Below are 17,196 nucleotides of genomic sequence, written 5' to 3' on the forward strand. Positions count from 1 at the left end.
TGGAACCGCTCGACTGACGGCGGTCACAGTCGATACGGCATCGTCGCGTGCAGCGCGGCCTATCCCAGCGATGGTCAGCTGAGGTTGGCGAACGCTTCGACCTGGCGGGTCTTGCCGGCGACGATGAGGATGTCGCCGGCGTAGACGACGGTGGCGGCGGTGGCGTAGGTGAAACCCTCACCTGGCCGCTTGATCGACACCACGGTGATGCCGTGTTTCGAGCGTAGGGCGGCGTCGGCGAGGGTCTTGTCGAATGTCTCCTCGGGGGCGCGGGTCTTGGCGATGGCGTAGTCGTCCTCGAACTCGATGAAGTTGAGGATGTGCCCGGTGACGAGATGGGCGACGCGTTCGCCCATCTCGTGCTCGGGCAGCACGACATGGTGGGCGCCGACGCGTTCCAGGATGCGGGCGTGCTGGCGGTTGACGGCCTTGGCCCAGATGTTCGGTACGCCGAGGTCGGCCAGCAGGCCGGTGGTGAGGATGCCGGCTTCGAGGTCGGTGCCGATGCCCACCACGGCGTGGGCCATCTCGTGCACGCCGAGCTGCCGCAGCGCGACCTCGTCGGTGGTGTTCGCGACGGCGGTGTGGGTCAGCTGATCGGCGTAGGTCTGCACCACCGTGGGGTCGGCGTCGACGCCGATGACCTCCCAGCCCTGGCGGATCAGCTCGAGTGCCATGGAACCGCCGAAGCGGCCGAGGCCGAGCACGGCGATACGGTTACTGGTGGCGGGTTTCCTAGCCAACGATCGGTCGCTCCTCGGGTAGTTCGTAGCGCCGGGTCCGCTCACGCAGCGCCAGCGCGGTCGCGGCGGTGATCGGCCCCAGGCGGCCGATGAACATCAGCAGCGTCAGGATGACATGCCCGGCGGTGCCGACCTGCGCGGTGATGCCGGTGGACAGTCCGACCGTGGCGAACGCCGAGGTCACCTCGAACAGCACCTGATCGAGCCGGAACGGGGTCAGCGCCAGCAGGGCGACGGTGGACGCGGCGACGGCGGCGACGCTGAGCAGCGCGATGGTCAACGCCTGGCGCTGCACCCCGGTGGGCAGCCGGCGGCCGAGGGCGTGGACGCTGGGCTCGCCGCGGATCTCGGCGAGGATGACGAAGCCCAGCAGCGCGAACGTGGTCACCTTGATGCCGCCGGCGGTGCCGGCGCTGCCCCCGCCGATGAACATCAGCACGTCGTTCACGAGCAGGGTGACGTCGCTGAACTCGGCTACGTTGAGGCTGTTGAACCCGGCCGTGCGCGGCATCACCGCGGCGAAGAAGCCGGCGAGCAGTTTCCCGCCCGGCCCGAGACCACCGAGCGTGCCGGGATTCGACCACTCCGCGACGCTGATCGTCACCCAGCCACCGGCGAGCAGCACGACCGTCATCCCTACGGTAATCTTGGTGTGGATCGACCAGCGGCGCGGCGTGCGCAGCCCCCGACGCAGCTCGAACAGCACCGGAAACCCGAGCCCGCCGAGGATCACCGCGGCGGCGATGGGCAGGCAGATCAGCGGGTCGCCGACGAACTGCATGAGACTGTCCGAGTACAGGCCGAAGCCGGCGTTGTTGAACGCCGAGACCGCGTGGAACACCCCCAGGTAGATCGCCCGGCCCGTGGTGTGGTCGTAGCCCTCGGCGAACCGCCAGGCCAGCATCGCTGCCACGCCCGCCTCCACGATCAGGCTCACCCGCACGACGCCCAGCACGACCCGGCGGACCTCACCCACGCCCAGCGCCTTCGTCTCGGCCTGGGTGCCGAGTTGCAGCCGTATCCTCAGCCGGCGGGCCACCAGCAGGCCGAGCACCGAAGCAAGGGTCATGATCCCGAACCCGCCGATCTGGATCAGGACCAGGATCACCGCCTCGCCGAACCCGGACCAGAAGGTGCCGGTGTCCTCGATCACCAACCCGGTCACGCACACCGCCGACGTCGCGGTGAACACCGCCGTCATCAGCGGGGCGCTGCGGCCGCTCTCGGTGGCGACCGGCAGCAGCAACAACGCTGAACCAGCCAGCACCGCCGCTGCGAAGCCCAGCACCACCAGCCGAGCCGGGTGCCGCACCGCATCGAACAACCACGCGGTCGCCGCCGTCGGCACGCGAACCCGACGGGCCCCGGTCACCGCGAGGGCGGCCAGCCGGCGCACACCGTCGCGCAGGCGCCGCCCCGCCAGCCGCCACCAGCCGTCCGCCTTCGGATCACCGCCGGTCAGAGGAGACCAGGCCAACAGCGCCACGCCCAGCCCCACCGCGACGAAGACCGCCACGACCGCGAGCAGCCCCACCGCCAGCTGCGCCCAGGTCGAATCCATCACGCCATGATCCGCCCCGGCGGGATGCCGCTGCCGCGGGCCAGCCCTGTCACGCGGACGCCGCTCGCTGGACCGCCCGGTACACCGTCGACCGAACCACACCGGACAGCTCCGCCAACTCGGCGCCGCTGTGCTTTCCCCGCGGCGTGCAACGCCACCAGGTGAGCCTCCTGCCTCGGGTTCAACTTAGGTTGCTTGCCCCGCAGGCGGCCCTTGGCCTTGGCCACCTTCATCCCCTCGCGGGTGCGCAACCGCGCCAGGTCCGCCTTGAACTCGGCCACCATCGCCAGCGCCGTGAACAGCAACCTGCCCACCGGGTCGGTCGGGTCATGCACCGGACCGCCGAGGTTGAGTTTCACCTCAGCACGAGTCAGTTCCTGCACGATCGTGTGCGCGTCCACGTAGATCCGGTCCGCGCCCACCCCATCGCGCGCAGCGCGTCCAACTGCGATGTCAGGTCCTGCTCATCCGTCGACCCCCGCGCGCAGCCGATCAACAAACCGCTCACCGCGCGACTGTACCCTTCAACTCCCCCTCACCGGGCACGCCATCGGGCAGGTCCTACGGGACAGCAGACCGGCAGCTCGCCGCACCCCACATCCAGTCAGCACCGGCGCCCGGTGAACGATCCCCTAGCGGGACGCCAGCTCAACGACCGCCGACCGCCCCGGGCGGCCCGTGAAGATCAACTATCTGGCCCCTGGTGTCGCGGTTCTTACCAAACACCCCTACATGGGCAGTCCCGGCGCAGTCGAGGCTCCGTACCACTTCTTGAACTCTCGATCGTCTCACCGGAGCCGCCGACCGGATGGACGAACGCCTTCCACTCGCCCGGCCGGCACCAGACGGCGAGGGAGGGCTGGCTCAGCGCACCCGAACGAGGCGGGCGCCCTCCCGACCTATTATCGGATTACCGGTAACAACAATCCAGTAATTGGCGCGGACGAAAGGGGCGAATCGCCCGTACATCATAATGACTGTTCTTGTGTAACCCCCAAGATGGAGCAGTGTTGTCAGGTGCGCCTCGTGCCGCGAGTACGCCAGCACCGACAACCACAAGAACCGCAGGGCCAGACCGGACCAGGTCCGAGCCGACACCCCGGGGGTCCCTCTACCGGATCAGACCGGAGGAGTACGACGCGCGGCGTCAGGCTCAGGACTACCGGTGCGCCACATCTGCGGGAGACATGAGAGCGAACTGAAGGTCAGGTCCAGGGGCCGGCAACGACGTGACGGGACACCGGACTCCGAACCGTTTCGCCTCGGCGTAGCGGGAATCGAGACCTGCGACGGAAGCGTGATCCGGCGGGACGGGTACGCGCTCGAACACGCCGCCCCCTCGGCGACGCTCAGGTGCGCGCGCCGCCGAGCCCGAGCAGGACGGCGAGGCCCAGGGCGCTGCGCGGGGCGTACGGCACCCGCCACAGTCCGCCGTGCGCGGCGCCGTACGCCTCGTCCTGCCAGGGATGCGCCATCGCCGGGCCGCCCGTACGCAGGTGGTGCACCAGCAGCGCGGCCATCAGCGTGTTGCTGGTCGCCGGGTCGAACACCTCGATGCCGAAGCGGTGTGCTCCGGCGTACGCGGCGGCCAGCGCGCGGTTGCGCAGCACCGAGCGGGTGCGGGTGGGCGGGGCGACGGTGAACGACACGGTCGCCCCCGCGTCCCGGGCCACCGTGGCCCGCCACCGCTGAAGGCGTTTCGCCAGCGCGTAGTTGGGGCCCTGCTGGGGCACGAGGCTGTCGTTGATCCCGGGGTCGGCGCCCGGCGGGTAGTTGCGGTGCAGGAGCCTGCCGCCGGAGGCGACCCGCAGCGACCGGCGGACGACGCCGCGCGCCGCGTAGCCGCGTTCGGCGTGGCGCACGGCGTCGCCGGGGACGGCGAAGACGTCGGTGGGGGTGGCCAGGAACGCGAGCGCCACGTCGTCGCGGCGCTGCTGTAGCCGCAGGGTGAGGGCGTCGAGCGCCGTGGCGAGGCGGACGTTGGTCGCGCCGTCGGCGTAGACGTAGTTGCCCAGCACGAGCCGGCCGTCGAGGCCGAGCAGCCAGTCGGTGACCTGCGGGAGGTGGTGCAGCAGGTCGGCGCCGGCGTGCTCGGTCAGTCTGCCGTCGTCGGGGTCGGTGCCGGCGGGGACGGGCAGGTGGAGTCGGCCGCCGCAGCGGCGCGTCGTGTGCAGCAGGCGCCGCCAGATGTCCGGGCGCGGCAGGTCGACCGCGACGACGTCGCCGCCCCAGCGCAGCAGGGACGGCAGCGGGCCCATCTCGGCGCCGGCGCCGAGCACCACGACGCGCTGGTCGCGCAGGTCGAGCCAGTCCGGGTTGGCCATGACGGCGCGTACCGCTTCGGCGCAGGACGGTTCGATGACGCCGGCGTCCACCCACGCGTCGAGCCGGCGGCGCAGGTCGGCGCCGCGCAGCCGTTGGCCCCGGTACGGCAGGGACAACTCGCGCTCGACCTCACCGGTGCCGGCGACGGTGGCCGTGTGCAGCGGCCCGGTCCCGGTGGGCGTGTCGAACACCTCGCCGAGGCCGGTCTCGGTGCCGTCGGCGTGCACCACGCTCATCCGGCGGTGCAGTGCGGCGAGCCCGTCGCGGGCGATCGTCACCGCGGCGTCGCGGGAGAGCAGCCCGGCTTCGACGAGCCGTCGGAAGTGCCCGAGGTAGCCGTGGCGCCAGTTCGTCTCGTGTTCCGCCGAGCGCGCGCCGACCGGGTCGACGGCACGCAGGGCGTCGGCGACGACCGCCCGGCCGAGCGCGGACGTACTGCGTCCCGCGTCGGTCTTCGGGAACACCACCCCGGTCGGACCCTCCACGCCAACCGCCCTTCCTCGCTCGCCGGCCGTCGGTGTCACTCTGCCGCACCGGGCGGCGCCGTGCAGCGGGGCGGGCACCGCCCGGGCGGTCAGGCCGGGGCCGGCAGGCGCAGCCGGCCGTCGATCATCTCGGCGACCGCGTCGACGCGGTGCAGGTGCTCTCGGTCGTGGGTGACCAGGACGGTGGCGGTGCCGCGCTGGCGGGTGAGGTCGGTGACCAGCTCGACGATCGCCGCGCCGCGCTCGTGGTCCAGCGCGCTGGTGGGTTCGTCGACCAGCAGCACCGCGGGATCGTTCATGAGGGCGCGGGCGATGTTGACCCGCTGGCGCTGCCCGCCGGAGAGCTGGTGCGGGCGACGGTCGGCCTGGCTGGTGAGCCCCACCGCCGCCAGCAGCTCGGCGGCGCGGGCGCGGCCGGCGCGGCGGGAACCGCCGGCGAGGTGGGCGATCACCTGCAACTGTTCGGCGGCGGTCAGCGAGGCGATGAGGTTGGGTTGCTGGAAGACGATTCCGATCTTCTCCCGCCGCAGCGCGGTCGTGCCCGCGCGGCCGAGCCCCGCGGTGTCGGTGCCGGCGACGAGCACCGTTCCCGAGTCGGGGGTGATCAGGGTGGCGGCCACCGCCAGCAGGCTCGACTTGCCGGAGCCGGAGGGGCCGATGACGGCGGTGGTGGTGCCGGCCGGTACACGCAGGCTGACCCGGTCGAGCGCGGTCAGCCGGGCGTCGCCGTCGGGGTAGGTCAGCGTGACGTCGGCGAGTGCGAGGCTCATCGGGCGCTCCCCAGGGCGATCAGTGGGTCGACGGAGGTGATGCGGCGGATGGACAGGGCGGCGCCGGCCGCGCCGAGCGCGATCGTCACGGCGGCCGGGAACAGCACCGATCCGGCGGTGAGCGCGAACGGCACCGTGCCGGCCGCCGCGGCGCCGAGCGCGACCGCGAGCGCGGTGCCGGCGGCGGTGCCGGCGAGCAGCAGCACCAGGGCCTGCCCGAGGGCGTCGCGCAGCAGGTGTCCGGTGGTGGCGCCGAGCGCCTTCAGTACGGCGACGTCGGGGGCACGCTGGATGGTCCACACGGTGAAGAACGCGCCGACGACCAGGGCGGAGATCCCGAACAGCATCCCGCGCATCAGTTGCAGCGACCCGTTCTCGGCGGTGTAGGAGCCGATCGCGGACAGCGCCTGCGTGCGGGTGACCGTACGGGTGTGCAGCTCTCGGTCGGCGGCGGTCAGGTCGGCGTCGCGGGTGGTGCGCAGCGCGACGACCGTCGCGGCGTCGCCGTCGGCGCCGGGCGCCAGGGCCTGCCAGTCGTGCAGTTCGGTCCAGATCACCGGGGTGTGACTGTGGGAGGCGTCGCCGGCCACCGCGGCGACGGTCAGCCGGTGCGCGCCGACGGACACGATCTGTCCGGGGCGGGCGTGCAGCGCGTCGGCCGCGCCGCGCGACAGCACGGCCCGTCCGGTGGCGAGGCTGGCGGGTGCCAGGCCCGAGCCGGGCGGGACGCCGAACACGGACAGCGCGGCGCTGCGTTCGCCCGCGTCGACGCGGGTGGTGGCGATGCCGAGGGGCGCGGCGGCGCTCACCCCCGGCACGTCCTGCCAGCGCCGCCACTGCTCGCGGCTGACGGTGGACTCCGTGAACGAGAGCTTCTGCCCGTCGGCCGGGGCGGAGAACACCAGGTGGTCGGCGGGCAGGTCGGTGATCGCCGAGGTGCTGCCGCGTCCCAGGCCGGCGGTCAGCCCGGACAGCAGGACCACCAGCAGCGTCATCAGCGTCACGACCGTTCCCATGAGGGCGAAGCGGCCCTTGGCGAACCGTAGATCTCTCCACGCGACGAACACGATCGCATCAGCCTTCCGGTAGGTGCCTGAAGCCGCGGTGGCGGCCCGGCACCAACCGTCGTCCGGATGGCGGCCGACGCCATCGCGCCGCCGATCGGGTTCGGGGCGTCGAACTGCGTACGTCGGGATCAACCTTTTGGTTGATGGCGGCGGCCGTCGGCGTCCTAGCCTGGAGGCATCGTGAACCCGGAATCGCTCGCTCGGCCGCTGCGGGTGCTGCGCGTCTGCCTGCACCTGCTGGTCGGGCTCCTGCTCGCGGTGGCCGCCGTGCGGGCCGTCACCGGGCCGGGCCCGCGGCGTGCCGCCGTGCTCGCCGCAGCCGTGGCGCTGGCCGTCGCCTACGCCGTCGGGGTGGCGCTGCCGCTGGTGCGCCGGTCCCGGCCTGCCGCGCTGGCCTGGCTGGCGGTGCTGACCGGCGGGTGGCTGGCGCTGCTGGCCCTGACCCCGGACGGGGTGTGGTTCGCGTTTCCGCTGTTCCTGCTGCACCTGCACCTGCTGCCCGTGCGCGGGGGGATCGTGGCGGTGGCGGCGACGACCGTGGCGGCGGTCGCCGGTGTCGCCGGCCACCAGGGGGCGCTCACGCCGGGCGCGGTGATCGGTCCGGCCATCGGCGCCGCGGTGTCGGTGGGCACGGTCCTCGGCTACCAGGCGTTGTACCGGGAGAGCGAGCGCCGCCGGCGGCTGATCGAGCAGCTGAGGGCCACCCGCGCCGAGCTGGCCGCCGCCGAGCACGCCGCCGGGGTCCTCGCCGAGCGGGAACGCCTGGCCCGCGAGATCCACGACACCCTCGCCCAGGGGTTGTCGAGCATCCAGCTGCTGCTGCGTGCCGCCCAGCGCGGGTTCCCCGACCGGCTCGACGTGGCGGCGGGCCACGTCGAGCAGGCCCGCCGCACGGCGCAGGACAACCTGGTCGAGGCGCGCCGCTTCGTACGCGCCCTGGCCCCGCCGGGCCTCGACGGCGCTTCGCTGCCGGCGGCGCTGCGGCGGCTGTGCGACGCGACCGCCGCCGCGTCCGGGCTGGCCGTACGTCTGCGTGTCGACGGGACGCCGGTGCGCCTGCCGACCAGCCACGAGGTGGCGCTGCTGCGGATCGCGCAGTCCGCGTTGGCCAACACCGTGCGCCATGCCGGGGCGGGGCGCGCCGACGTGACGCTGCGCTACGGCGGGCGCGACGTCGTCCTCGACGTGGTCGACGACGGGTGCGGCTTCGACGTGGGCGCGGCCGTCCACCGGCCGGGCGGCGACGGCGGGTTCGGGCTGGCCGCGATGCGGGCCCGGGCCGAGGAACTGGGCGGCAGTCTGGTCGTGGAGTCGGCGCCCGGGTGCGGCGCCCGGCTGGCCGTCGGCCTCGCGCGTCCGGGCACCGGGGCGGCGGGCTCGTGAGCGCTCGGATCCGCCTGTTGCTGGCCGACGACCATCCGGTCGTGCGGGCCGGGCTGCGCGCCGTCCTGGCCACCGAGCCGGACTTCGAGGTGGTCGCCGAGGCCGCGACCGCACAGCGGGCCGTCGCGCTCGCCGAGGGGGAGCGGGTCGACGTGGTGCTCATGGACCTGCGCTTCGGCGCGGGGATGGACGGTGCGGAGGCGACCGCCGCCATCACCGCCCGCCCCGGCGGCCCTGTCGTGCTGGTGCTGACCACCTACGACACCGATGCCGACATCCTCGCCGCCGTGGAGGCAGGTGCGATCGGTTACCTGCTCAAGGACGCCCCGCCCGAGGAACTCGCCGCGGCCGTGCGCGCCGCCGCCGCCGGCCGTTCCGCCCTCGCCCCTGCCGTCGCCCGTCGCCTGATGGGTCGGGTGCGTGCCCCGGGCACCGCGTTGAGCCGCCGCGAGACGGAGGTGCTGGAACTCGTCGCCGACGGCCTGTCCAACCAGCAGATCAGCCGGCGGCTGCACCTGAGCCAGGCCACGGTCAAGACGCACCTGGTGCACGTCTACGGCAAGCTGGGCGTCGACTCGCGTACCGCCGCCGTCGCCGTCGCCCGGGCCCGTGGGTTGATCCGTCGGTGACCGGGCCCGCGCGGGCGGAAATGACGTGCGGTGCGCGTACGCCGGCTGGCAGGGTGGCCGGCATGACAGCGCAGGCGCTGGCGGGGGCACTCGCCGACGACGTACGGCGACGGGTGTTCGCGGCGATCGTGTTGGGCGGCGCCGACGCCCCGGCGGTGGTCGACCGGACGGGTCTGCCGGCGCGGCAGGTGCTCACCGCGATCCGTCGGCTCGTCCACGCGGGCCTGGTGACCGGCGGCGACGGCGATCTGCGGGTGGACGCCGACCGGCTGCGGGAGGCGGCCCGTACGCCGTCGGCGGCCCGACCGGCCGACGATCCCACGGACCGGGTGCTGCGCACCTTCGTGCGCGGCGACACGCTGACCGGTCTGCCGGCGCAGCGCGGCCGGCGGCGGGTGGTGCTGGCGCACCTGGCGGGGTCCTTCGAGCCGGGGGTGCGCTACCCGGAGCGCGAGGTGGACGAGGTGCTGCGGCGCTGGTGCGAGGGCGGCGGCTCCGACCACGTGACGCTGCGCCGGTACCTGATCGACGAGCAGTTGCTGGCCCGGGAGCGGGGCGTCTACTGGCGCATCGGCGGTTGAGGTGACCGCGACAGACTGGGCGTCGGTGCCGACGCGTCCCGACCGGCCCGAGGCCAGGGCCCTGCTCGAGGCGTACTTCGAGGAGATGGTCCGCCGCTACCACGGCCGTGCGGCCAGGCCGGGCGAGGTCGCCGCGGCGATGGCCGAGGACCCGAGCGACGACCTGGCCGCACCCACGGGGATCCTGCTCGTCGCGTACCGCGACGGCGCTCCCGCCGGCTGCGCCGGGCTGCGGTTCCGGCCGGGCTGGGCGGAGCTGACCCGGGTGTACGTGCGGCCCGCGCACCGCCGTCACGGGGGCGGTGCGGCCCTGCTCGCCGCCGTGGCGTCGCGGGCCCGGGCCACCGGGGCCGACCGGATCCGCCTGGACACCCGGGGTGACCTGGTGGAGGCCCGCGCCCTGTACGCCCGGCACGGCTACCGGGAGATCCCGGCGTACAACGACGGCGTCTACGCCGAGCACTGGTTCGAGAAGGTGCTGAGTTGACGACACGGCCGTGACGCGCTAAATACTGAAGAGGAAGTTGAGTCGACTCGACTCAACTAGACGGACCTTCGGCCAGGAGAACCGAGGAGGCAGGACCATGCTGATGCGTACCGACCCGTTCCGTGAGATCGACCGGATCACCGAGCAGTTCTTCGGCACCGCCGCGCGCCCCGCGGTCATGCCCCTGGACGCCTACCGCGACGGCGACTGGTTCTACGCGGCGTTCGACCTGCCCGGCGTCGACCCGGACAGCATCGACTGCACCGTCGAGCGCAACGTGCTGACCGTACGCGCCGAGCGTCGCCGGACGTCCGGCGAGAACGTCGAGCTCGTCGCCGCCGAACGCCCGATGGGCACCTTCACCCGACGGCTGTTCCTCGGCGACACCCTCGACACCGACAAGCTGGAGGCCGGCTACGACAACGGTGTGCTGACCCTGCGGATCCCCGTCGCGGAGCGGGCGAAGCCCCGCCGAGTGACCGTGACGGCCACGGCCAACGGCAACGGTCGCAAGGAGATCAACGCCTGATCTTGGCGGACAAGGGGCGGGACGGCCGGTGTGGCTGCCCGCCCCCGTCGTGTTTCCGCTGCGGCGGGCGACGAGTGCGCGGCGGCGGTAAACCGATGGCGGGCGTCCGGGGCCCGTGCCAGACTCGACGACGATCCGTGCAGCCGAGCCACCAGGAGCCGACCGACGATGTGATCCCGCAGGACGCGGCAGGGCAGCGCCCCGCCGCCGCCGGCCCCGGCCGTGCGCCCACCCGGGCGTCGACGGCCCCGCCCGTCGTCCCGCGGAGGATCACCCATGTTGAAGGTCGTGTCCGTCAGCAAGCACTACGACACCGAGCCGCTGTTCACCGACGTCGAGCTGGTCCTCAACGCCGGCGACCGGGTCGGTCTCGTGGGCCCGAACGGGGTGGGCAAGTCCACCCTGTTGCGGGTGCTCATCGGCGAGGAGCCGCCGTCCGGCGGGCACGTGGCCCTGGCCCCCGGCCTACGGGTCGGCTACTTCGCCCAGCAGGTGCCGGATCCGGACGCCACCGTCGGGCAGTTCCTCGGCGCCGGTCTCGGCGAGCTGCATCCGCTGGCCGCGCGGCTGCGTGAGCTGGAACGGCGGATGGCCGACGGCGACGACACGGTGCTCGCCGCGTACGGCGACGCGCAGGAGCGGTGGGCGACACTCGACGGCTGGCGGGCGCAGGCCCGGCTGACGGAGGTCCGCCAGCGACTCGACATCGACCACCTGCACGACGACACCCCGCTGCGCCGCATCAGCGGGGGCGAGCAGGCCCGGCTCACCCTCGCCCGGGTGCTGCTGCACGCCCCGGACCTGCTGGTGCTCGACGAGCCGACCAACCACCTCGACGCCGACGGCATCGGCTGGCTCGGCGACTGGCTGGCGGCCTTTCCCGGCGCGGTGCTGCTCGTCAGCCACGACCGGGCGTTGCTGGACCGTACGGTGACCCGAATCGTCGAACTGGACGGCATCCACGAGACGCCGCAGACCTACACCGGCGGCTACACCGACTACCGGGCGGAGAAGACCCGCCGCTGGCAGCGGCTACTGCTGGACTACGAGGCCCAGCAGAAGGACCACCGGCGCTGGCTGGCCGACATCGACCGCACCAAACAACAGGCCCGCGGGGTCGAGGAGTCCGTGCGCAGCGGCCTCGGCGCCGACCAGCAGCGCCGCTACGCCAAGAAGGTGGCGAAGAAGGCCAAGGCCCGCGAGCGGCGGCTGCGCCGGCAGATGGACTCGATCCGCTGGCTCGCCGAGCCCCGCACCCGCCCGCCGCTGACGCTGGCGTTTCCGCAGGAGTCCACCGGCGGGCGCGAGGTGCTGCGCTCGCGGGGCCTCACGCTGCGCGTGGCCGACCGGGTGCTGCTCGACCGCGTCGATGTGAGCGTCCGCGCGGGCGAGCGGATCCTGCTCACCGGCGCGAACGGCACCGGAAAGACCAGCCTGCTGCGGGTCCTCGCGGGCGAGGACCACCCCGCCGGGGGCGAGGTCGTCGCCGCCGGAGCGGTCGCCGTGCTGCCGCAGACCCACGACGCGCTGCGCACCGACGTGAGCGTGCGCGACTTCTTCCGCTCCCGGGTGCCGGTGTACGTCGACGACGCCGAACGGCTGCTCGACGCCCACCTGTTCGGCCCGGAGCAGTGGGACGCGCCGCTGCGGGTGCTCTCCGCCGGTGAGCTGCGTCGACTGCTGCTCGCGGTGCTGGTGAACAGCCCGGCCGAGGTGCTGCTGCTCGACGAGCCGACGAACTACCTCGACTTCGACGCCCTCGACGTCGTGGAGGAGGCGCTGCGGCAGTTCCGGGGCACCCTGGTGATGGTCAGCCACGACGCCTGGTTCGCCGAGGCGGTCGGGGTCGACCGGCGGTGGCGGCTGACCGGCCGGCGCCTCGTCGAGCAACCGGCGGTGGCTACGATCGCGTAGGGCGCGCCTCCTCCCGTTCCCGACCCGAAGCTGAGAACCTTTTTCACATGTTCTCCCCGAACGCTCCGGCGCGGCCAAGCCGGCCCACCCCGCTGGCCCTGCCCGGGGGACCCGTCGACTTCACCGAGGCGTGGCTGCGCAACCGGCGGCTGTCCGAGCACACCCGCGACGCGTACCGGCGCGACGTCGCCGGCTGGCTCGCCTGGTGCGCGGCCCGCGAGCTGGACCCGCTGCACGCGAACTTCCTGCACGTCAACGAGTACGCCCGGGCCCTGGAGGCCACCCTCGCCGCGCGTACCGGCAAGCCGCTGACCCCGGCCACCGTCGCCCGCCGGCTCTCGGCCCTGTCGAGCTGGTACGACTTCCTGGTCAAGCTGCGCGCCGTCGAGGCCAACCCGGTCGCCGGGGCCGACCGCCCCCGCATCGACCGGGACCACTCCGCGACGGTCGGCCTCACCCCCGAGGAGGTCGACGCGCTGCTCGCCGCCGCCGAGGCCGACACCGGGCCGACCGCCGCCCGCAACCGGGCCGCGGTCGCGTTGCTGGCCGACCTCGGGCTGCGGGTCGGCGAGCTGGTCTCGCTCGACCTGGCCGACCTCGGCGCGGAGCGGGGCCACCGCAGCGTGCGGTTCGTCGGCAAGGGCGGCAAGTTGCGCCGGCGCGCCCTGACCCCCGGCACCGCGTACGCCCTCGACGCCTACCTGGCCCAGCGGGCCGCCGCGCAGGGCGTGGCGGTGCACGAGCTGACGGGTCCACTGCTGGTCACCGCCAGCGGAGCCCGGCTGGACCGGCACGCCATGTTCCGGCTGGTGCGCCGGCTGGCCCGCTCGGCCGGCATCGCGGCGTGGGCGAGGCTGTCGCCGCACTCGCTGCGGCACGCGTTCGCCACCACCGCCCGCGCCGAGGGGGTGCCCCTGGAGGACGTGCAGGACGCGATGGGCCACGCCGACCCGCGCACCACCCGCCGCTACGACCGCGACCGGCACAACCTCGACCGCGACCCCGCGTACGCCATCTGGGCGGCCCGGGCCCGCCGCCGCGGCTGAGGCGGCCGGTCCCGCGTCGGTTGCTCGCGGCCTACCGTTCGGCGTGGACCAGCGCGCGGCTCAGCGCGCCGATGCTCGGCTGGGCCCCGGCGACGACCAGGACGTCGCCGTGGACGAGGACGTGCCCGAGCCCCGGAGCGGTGATCGTCCGCCCGTCGCGCACGACGGCGATGACGCTGACCCCGTGGGTACGCGCGACGGCCTCGGCCAGGGTCCGCCCGTCGTAGGGCGACGCGGCCGTGACGGGCAGCTCGGCGACGCTGATCGCCTCCCGGTGCCGCTCCAGGTGGGTGACGTGATCGACGGTGGCGATCGGGTGCAGCAGCTCGGCCACCTCCTGCGCCTCCGCCGGACTCAGCGTCACGGACCGTTCCACGGTGTCCGGGTCGCCGGGCGCGTAGACGACGACGTCGCGTCGGCCGCCACGGTGGCAGACGATCCCCAGCACCTGACCTTCCTCGGTGTGCACGGTGTAGCCGACGCCGATGCCGGGCAGCGGCACTCGTTCTATCTGCATCTCTGTCCTCCTGTGGAGCCCGGGGCTGCTCCGGGCCCCGGGCTCACGTTCATGGTCATCGCCGCCGGGCGGGGTCGACATCGGGGCTGACACTCATTTGCCGTGCTGGCGAACCCCGGCCGGCGGTCCTGCCGGCGGTGGCGCGACGGATAATGGGTGCGAGCACGCATTTACCGCACGCGCCCCGGCCGACATGCTGAGGATGATGAGGGTGATCACCGCCGCGGGGCGGGCCGGTGGGTGGCGTGACGAGGCGCGGGAAACCGCCGACGCCGCTCGGCGTCAGGAACGGGCCGCGAGGAGAGGAGCCGCCGTGTCGCTGTTCTGGCGGATCTTCCTGCTCAACGCCGCCGTGCTCGTCGCCGCCACGTTGCTGCTGCTCGGCCCGGTCACGGTGTCCACCCCCGTCCTGCTCACCGAGGCGGTGGTCCTGACCGTGGGCCTGGCCGCGATGCTGGTGGCCAACGCCGCGCTGCTGCGCGTCGGCCTCGCGCCGCTGCACCGGCTGACCCGGGCCATGACCACGCTCGACCTGCTTCAGCCCGAGCCCCGCCCGGTGCCGGCCGGGCAGGCCGGCATCGCGGACCTGATCCGTGCCTTCAACGCGATGATCGACCGGTTGGAGGCGGAGCGGGCCGCCAGCGCCGCCAGCGCCCTGTCCGCCCAGGAGGCGGAGCGCCGCCGCGTCGCCCAGGAACTGCACGACGAGGTCGGTCAGACGCTGACCGCGGTCCTGCTCGAACTCAAGCAGGTCGCCCGGCACGCGCCCGAGGAGGTCCGCGCCCAGCTCGCCCAGGTGCAGGAGACCACCCGCGACAGCCTCGACGAGATCCGCCGCATCGCGCGCCGGCTACGCCCCGGCGTACTGGAGGAACTCGGCCTGACCAGTGCCCTGAAGGCCCTCGTCACGGAGGTCACCGGCCACACGGACCTGTCCGTGCGCCAGCACCTCGACGCGGACCTGCCGGCCCTCGACGGCGAGGCCGAGCTGGTGATCTACCGGGTGGCGCAGGAGGCCCTGACCAACACCGTGCGCCACGCCCGGGCCACCACCGTCGAGCTGTCGCTGGCCCGTCAGCCGGGCCACGTGCAGCTGCGCATCCGCGACGACGGCCGGGGCGTCGGCGACGCCGCCGAGGGTGCCGGCGTACGGGGCATGCGCGAGCGCGCCCTGCTCATCGGCGCCCTGCTCAGCGTGGCGCCCGGCCCCGACGGCGGCACCGAGGTGCGGCTGCGGGTGCCCCTCGGCGGCCGGGAGCAGCGGTCGTGACCACCCGCATCCTGCTCGCCGACGACCACGCCCTGGTGCGTCGGGGCGTACGCCTCATCCTCGACAGCGAGCCGGACCTGACGGTCGTGGCCGAGGCCGGCGACGGCGCGGAGGCCATCGCCCTGGCCCGCAGCGAGCGGCCCGACCTGGCGATCCTCGACATCGCCATGCCCCGGCTGACCGGTCTGCAGGCCGCCCGGGAGCTGTCGCGGCAGCAGCCGGGCCTGCGCATCCTCATCCTGACGATGTACGACAACGAGCAGTACTTCTTCGAGGCCCTCAAGGTCGGCGCGAACGGCTACGTGCTCAAGTCCGTGGCCGACCGCGACCTGGTGGAGGCGTGCCGCGCCGCCGTACGCGACGAGCCGTTCCTGTATCCCGGTGCGATCAACGCCCTCATCCGCACCTACCTGGAGCGCAGCGCCCGGGGCGAGAGCCTGCCGGCCAGGACCATCACCGAACGCGAGGAGGAGATCCTCAAGCTCGTCGCCGAGGGGCACTCCTCCAAGGAGATCGCCCGCCTGCTGTTCATCAGCGTCAAGACCGTCGAACGGCACCGGGCCAACCTGTTGCAGAAGCTCGGCCTCCGCGACCGGCTGGAGCTGACCCGCTACGCCATCCGGGCCGGGCTCATCGAGGCGTGACCGGGCGGCGAGCGGGCCGACTTTCCTGCGGGCGGGGCCACCGGTTCTCTACGGTCGACGGGTGGGCGCTGAGCAGCCGTGGAACCGGCCGGCCCGGCGGCGTCGCCCGGTGCGTACCGGGTTGGTGTTCGCTGGCGTGACCGTGCTGCTGTGCTGCGTCGGGGTGGCGGGGCTGGGCGCCTGGAACGTGCAGGTGGTCACGCAGGCCAGCGGCCCGGTGCGGGAGACCGCCGACGGGTTCCTGCGGTCGGTGGCGGCGGGCGACACCGACGGCGCGTACGACAGGCTCTGCGCCGACGCGCGCAGCCGGTGGAGCCCGATCGGGTTCACCAGTTGGCTGCGTACGCCGCCGGTGGTCAACGGCTACGAGATCGTCGACGTGTCGGTGGCGACCCGCGGTGGGCGCCCGCGCGGCACGGTGACGGTGCGCCTGACCCGCGACAGCGGTCTCACCGAGCAGCGCAAGCTGTCGGTCGTACGCGAGGACGGCGACTGGCGGGTGTGCGGCGACCCGTACTGAGCGTCAGCGGGGCCCGAGCTCGCCCGCGCGGTAGTGCCGGCGGCAGAGCACCTGGTAGCGCACCTCGGCGCTGTCCACGGTGTCGCCGATGACGACCTGAAGGCCCTCACGGACCACCCGGCCGTCGACCACCCGGGCGTTGAGCAGCCCTTCGCGGCCGCACCAGCAGAGCACCTCGACCTGGATGCGGGCGACCTCGTCGGCGAGCTCGAACAGCCGCTGAGCGGCGGGGAACAGGCACGAGCGGAAGTCGGTGGCCAGCCCGAACGCGTACACGTCGACGTCGTAGCTGTCGACCAGCTCGGCCATCTGCTCGATGTGCTCCAGGTTGTAGAACGACGCCTCGTCGCAGATCAGGTAGTCGACGCGTACGCCCTCGGCCCAGGTGTCGCGCACCAGCGTACGCAGGTCCAGCTCGTCGGTGACCTCGACGGCCTCGTGGGCCAGGCCGATGCGGGTGGTGACCTGCGGGCCGAGCGAGCGGTCGATGCGGGTGGTGACGAGGCCGCGGCGGCCCTGCCGGGAGTGGTTGTGGTTCATCTGCAACGCCATCGTGGACTTGCCGCAGTCCATGGGCCCCCAGAAGAACTTCAACGCCGCGGCGTGCAGCGGGCGCCCGTCCACGCCCCGCGCCGCGGCGCACCCGGCGGGGGAGTCGTCGGGGCCCAGCGGCGGGCGCGCCAGGCAGGTCGGGGCGGCGGCGTGGTCGGTCACGGTCGGGCAGC

The 17,196-nt window shown here is 73.7% G+C and carries 18 protein-coding genes; 10 read left to right on the forward strand and 8 right to left on the reverse strand.

Annotated elements, in window-relative coordinates:
• Positions 1–74 precede the first annotated feature (74 nt).
• The 6 genes from CLT72_RS05890 to CLT72_RS05915 all read right to left on the reverse strand — a co-directional run bounded on the left by CLT72_RS05890 (position 75) and on the right by CLT72_RS05915 (position 6,879).
• Positions 75–743 carry a potassium channel family protein gene (locus CLT72_RS05890; protein ID WP_199184491.1) on the reverse strand — a complete coding sequence of 223 codons (669 nt, stop codon included), beginning with the start codon at positions 741–743 and terminating at the stop codon, positions 75–77.
• A complete protein-coding gene (locus tag CLT72_RS05895; protein WP_101409866.1) occupies positions 736–2,304 on the reverse strand; it encodes a potassium transporter TrkG in 1,569 nt (522 codons plus the stop codon). Before CLT72_RS05895 ends, CLT72_RS05890 begins: the two co-directional genes overlap by 8 nt.
• Positions 2,304–2,705, reverse strand: a complete 402-nt coding sequence (locus CLT72_RS05900; protein ID WP_350823338.1) for a recombinase family protein — start codon at positions 2,703–2,705, stop codon at positions 2,304–2,306. The genes CLT72_RS05895 and CLT72_RS05900 overlap by 1 nt, the downstream gene beginning before the upstream one ends.
• A gap of 948 nt (positions 2,706–3,653) precedes the next feature.
• Positions 3,654–5,114, reverse strand: coding sequence for a hypothetical protein (locus tag CLT72_RS05905; protein ID WP_101409867.1), 1,461 nt, complete (start codon positions 5,112–5,114; stop codon positions 3,654–3,656).
• An 89-nt stretch (positions 5,115–5,203) separates the two neighbouring features.
• Complete coding sequence (locus tag CLT72_RS05910; protein ID WP_101409868.1) at positions 5,204–5,884, reverse strand: ABC transporter ATP-binding protein; 681 nt, start codon at positions 5,882–5,884, stop codon at positions 5,204–5,206.
• Positions 5,881–6,879 carry an ABC transporter permease gene (locus CLT72_RS05915; protein WP_250101097.1) on the reverse strand — a complete coding sequence of 333 codons (999 nt, stop codon included), beginning with the start codon at positions 6,877–6,879 and terminating at the stop codon, positions 5,881–5,883. The genes CLT72_RS05910 and CLT72_RS05915 overlap by 4 nt, the downstream gene beginning before the upstream one ends.
• Positions 6,880–7,131: 252 nt before the next feature.
• Between CLT72_RS05915 and CLT72_RS05920 the strand changes: the two genes are divergently transcribed.
• The 7 genes from CLT72_RS05920 to CLT72_RS05950 all read left to right on the forward strand — a co-directional run bounded on the left by CLT72_RS05920 (position 7,132) and on the right by CLT72_RS05950 (position 13,520).
• Positions 7,132–8,334, forward strand: coding sequence for a sensor histidine kinase (locus CLT72_RS05920; RefSeq protein WP_101409870.1), 1,203 nt, complete (start codon positions 7,132–7,134; stop codon positions 8,332–8,334).
• Positions 8,331–8,963 carry a response regulator transcription factor gene (locus tag CLT72_RS05925; protein ID WP_101414965.1) on the forward strand — a complete coding sequence of 211 codons (633 nt, stop codon included), beginning with the start codon at positions 8,331–8,333 and terminating at the stop codon, positions 8,961–8,963. The genes CLT72_RS05920 and CLT72_RS05925 overlap by 4 nt, the downstream gene beginning before the upstream one ends.
• A gap of 62 nt (positions 8,964–9,025) precedes the next feature.
• Complete coding sequence (locus CLT72_RS05930; protein ID WP_101414967.1) at positions 9,026–9,544, forward strand: DUF2087 domain-containing protein; 519 nt, start codon at positions 9,026–9,028, stop codon at positions 9,542–9,544.
• A 25-nt stretch (positions 9,545–9,569) separates the two neighbouring features.
• On the forward strand, positions 9,570–10,031 hold the full coding sequence (locus CLT72_RS05935; RefSeq protein WP_250101061.1) for a GNAT family N-acetyltransferase: 462 nt from the start codon (positions 9,570–9,572) through the stop codon (positions 10,029–10,031).
• A gap of 97 nt (positions 10,032–10,128) precedes the next feature.
• Positions 10,129–10,560, forward strand: coding sequence for an Hsp20/alpha crystallin family protein (locus tag CLT72_RS05940; protein ID WP_101409871.1), 432 nt, complete (start codon positions 10,129–10,131; stop codon positions 10,558–10,560).
• Between the two features lie 276 nt (positions 10,561–10,836).
• The gene (gene abc-f, locus CLT72_RS05945) at positions 10,837–12,474 is read left to right on the forward strand and encodes a ribosomal protection-like ABC-F family protein (RefSeq protein WP_101409872.1); all 1,638 of its coding nucleotides are present in this window, start codon (positions 10,837–10,839) and stop codon (positions 12,472–12,474) included.
• Between the two features lie 47 nt (positions 12,475–12,521).
• Positions 12,522–13,520: a tyrosine-type recombinase/integrase gene (locus CLT72_RS05950; RefSeq protein ID WP_101409873.1), complete on the forward strand. Its 999-nt coding sequence runs from the start codon at positions 12,522–12,524 to the stop codon at positions 13,518–13,520.
• Positions 13,521–13,551: 31 nt separating this feature from the next.
• Here CLT72_RS05950 and CLT72_RS05955 read toward each other — a convergent pair whose 3' ends face one another.
• Complete coding sequence (locus tag CLT72_RS05955) at positions 13,552–14,037, reverse strand: cation:proton antiporter regulatory subunit (RefSeq protein WP_158241975.1); 486 nt, start codon at positions 14,035–14,037, stop codon at positions 13,552–13,554.
• Between the two features lie 313 nt (positions 14,038–14,350).
• On the opposite strand from CLT72_RS05955, the gene CLT72_RS05960 reads away from it, so the two are divergent.
• From CLT72_RS05960 to CLT72_RS05970, 3 genes are all read left to right on the forward strand, one after another.
• Positions 14,351–15,307, forward strand: a complete 957-nt coding sequence (locus CLT72_RS05960; protein WP_101409875.1) for a HAMP domain-containing sensor histidine kinase — start codon at positions 14,351–14,353, stop codon at positions 15,305–15,307.
• Complete coding sequence (locus tag CLT72_RS05965; protein ID WP_101409876.1) at positions 15,304–15,951, forward strand: response regulator; 648 nt, start codon at positions 15,304–15,306, stop codon at positions 15,949–15,951. The genes CLT72_RS05960 and CLT72_RS05965 overlap by 4 nt, the downstream gene beginning before the upstream one ends.
• A 61-nt stretch (positions 15,952–16,012) precedes the next feature.
• Positions 16,013–16,471 carry an Rv0361 family membrane protein gene (locus tag CLT72_RS05970; RefSeq protein WP_101409877.1) on the forward strand — a complete coding sequence of 153 codons (459 nt, stop codon included), beginning with the start codon at positions 16,013–16,015 and terminating at the stop codon, positions 16,469–16,471.
• A 3-nt stretch (positions 16,472–16,474) separates the two neighbouring features.
• Here the strand turns inward: CLT72_RS05970 and CLT72_RS05975 are convergent, their stop codons facing one another.
• Complete coding sequence (locus CLT72_RS05975) at positions 16,475–17,185, reverse strand: thymidine kinase (protein WP_101409878.1); 711 nt, start codon at positions 17,183–17,185, stop codon at positions 16,475–16,477.
• Between the last annotated feature and the right edge of the window lie 11 nt (positions 17,186–17,196).

This window comes from Micromonospora sp. CNZ309 (assembly GCF_002846525.1).

What these genes read in the sequence shown, in the direction of transcription:
- CLT72_RS05950 (WP_101409873.1), top strand. Translation starts at nt 12,522, where the DNA reads ATGTTCTCCCCGAACGCTCCGGCGCGGCCAAGCCGGCCCACCCCGCTG.
- CLT72_RS05940 (WP_101409871.1), top strand. Translation starts at nt 10,129, where the DNA reads ATGCTGATGCGTACCGACCCGTTCCGTGAGATCGACCGGATCACCGAG.
- abc-f (WP_101409872.1), top strand. Translation starts at nt 10,837, where the DNA reads ATGTTGAAGGTCGTGTCCGTCAGCAAGCACTACGACACCGAGCCGCTG.
- CLT72_RS05895 (WP_101409866.1), bottom strand. Translation starts at nt 2,304, where the DNA reads ATGGATTCGACCTGGGCGCAGCTGGCGGTGGGGCTGCTCGCGGTCGTG.
- CLT72_RS05930 (WP_101414967.1), top strand. Translation starts at nt 9,026, where the DNA reads ATGACAGCGCAGGCGCTGGCGGGGGCACTCGCCGACGACGTACGGCGA.
- CLT72_RS05910 (WP_101409868.1), bottom strand. Translation starts at nt 5,884, where the DNA reads ATGAGCCTCGCACTCGCCGACGTCACGCTGACCTACCCCGACGGCGAC.
- CLT72_RS05915 (WP_250101097.1), bottom strand. Translation starts at nt 6,879, where the DNA reads ATGACGCTGCTGGTGGTCCTGCTGTCCGGGCTGACCGCCGGCCTGGGA.
- CLT72_RS05955 (WP_158241975.1), bottom strand. Translation starts at nt 14,037, where the DNA reads ATGCAGATAGAACGAGTGCCGCTGCCCGGCATCGGCGTCGGCTACACC.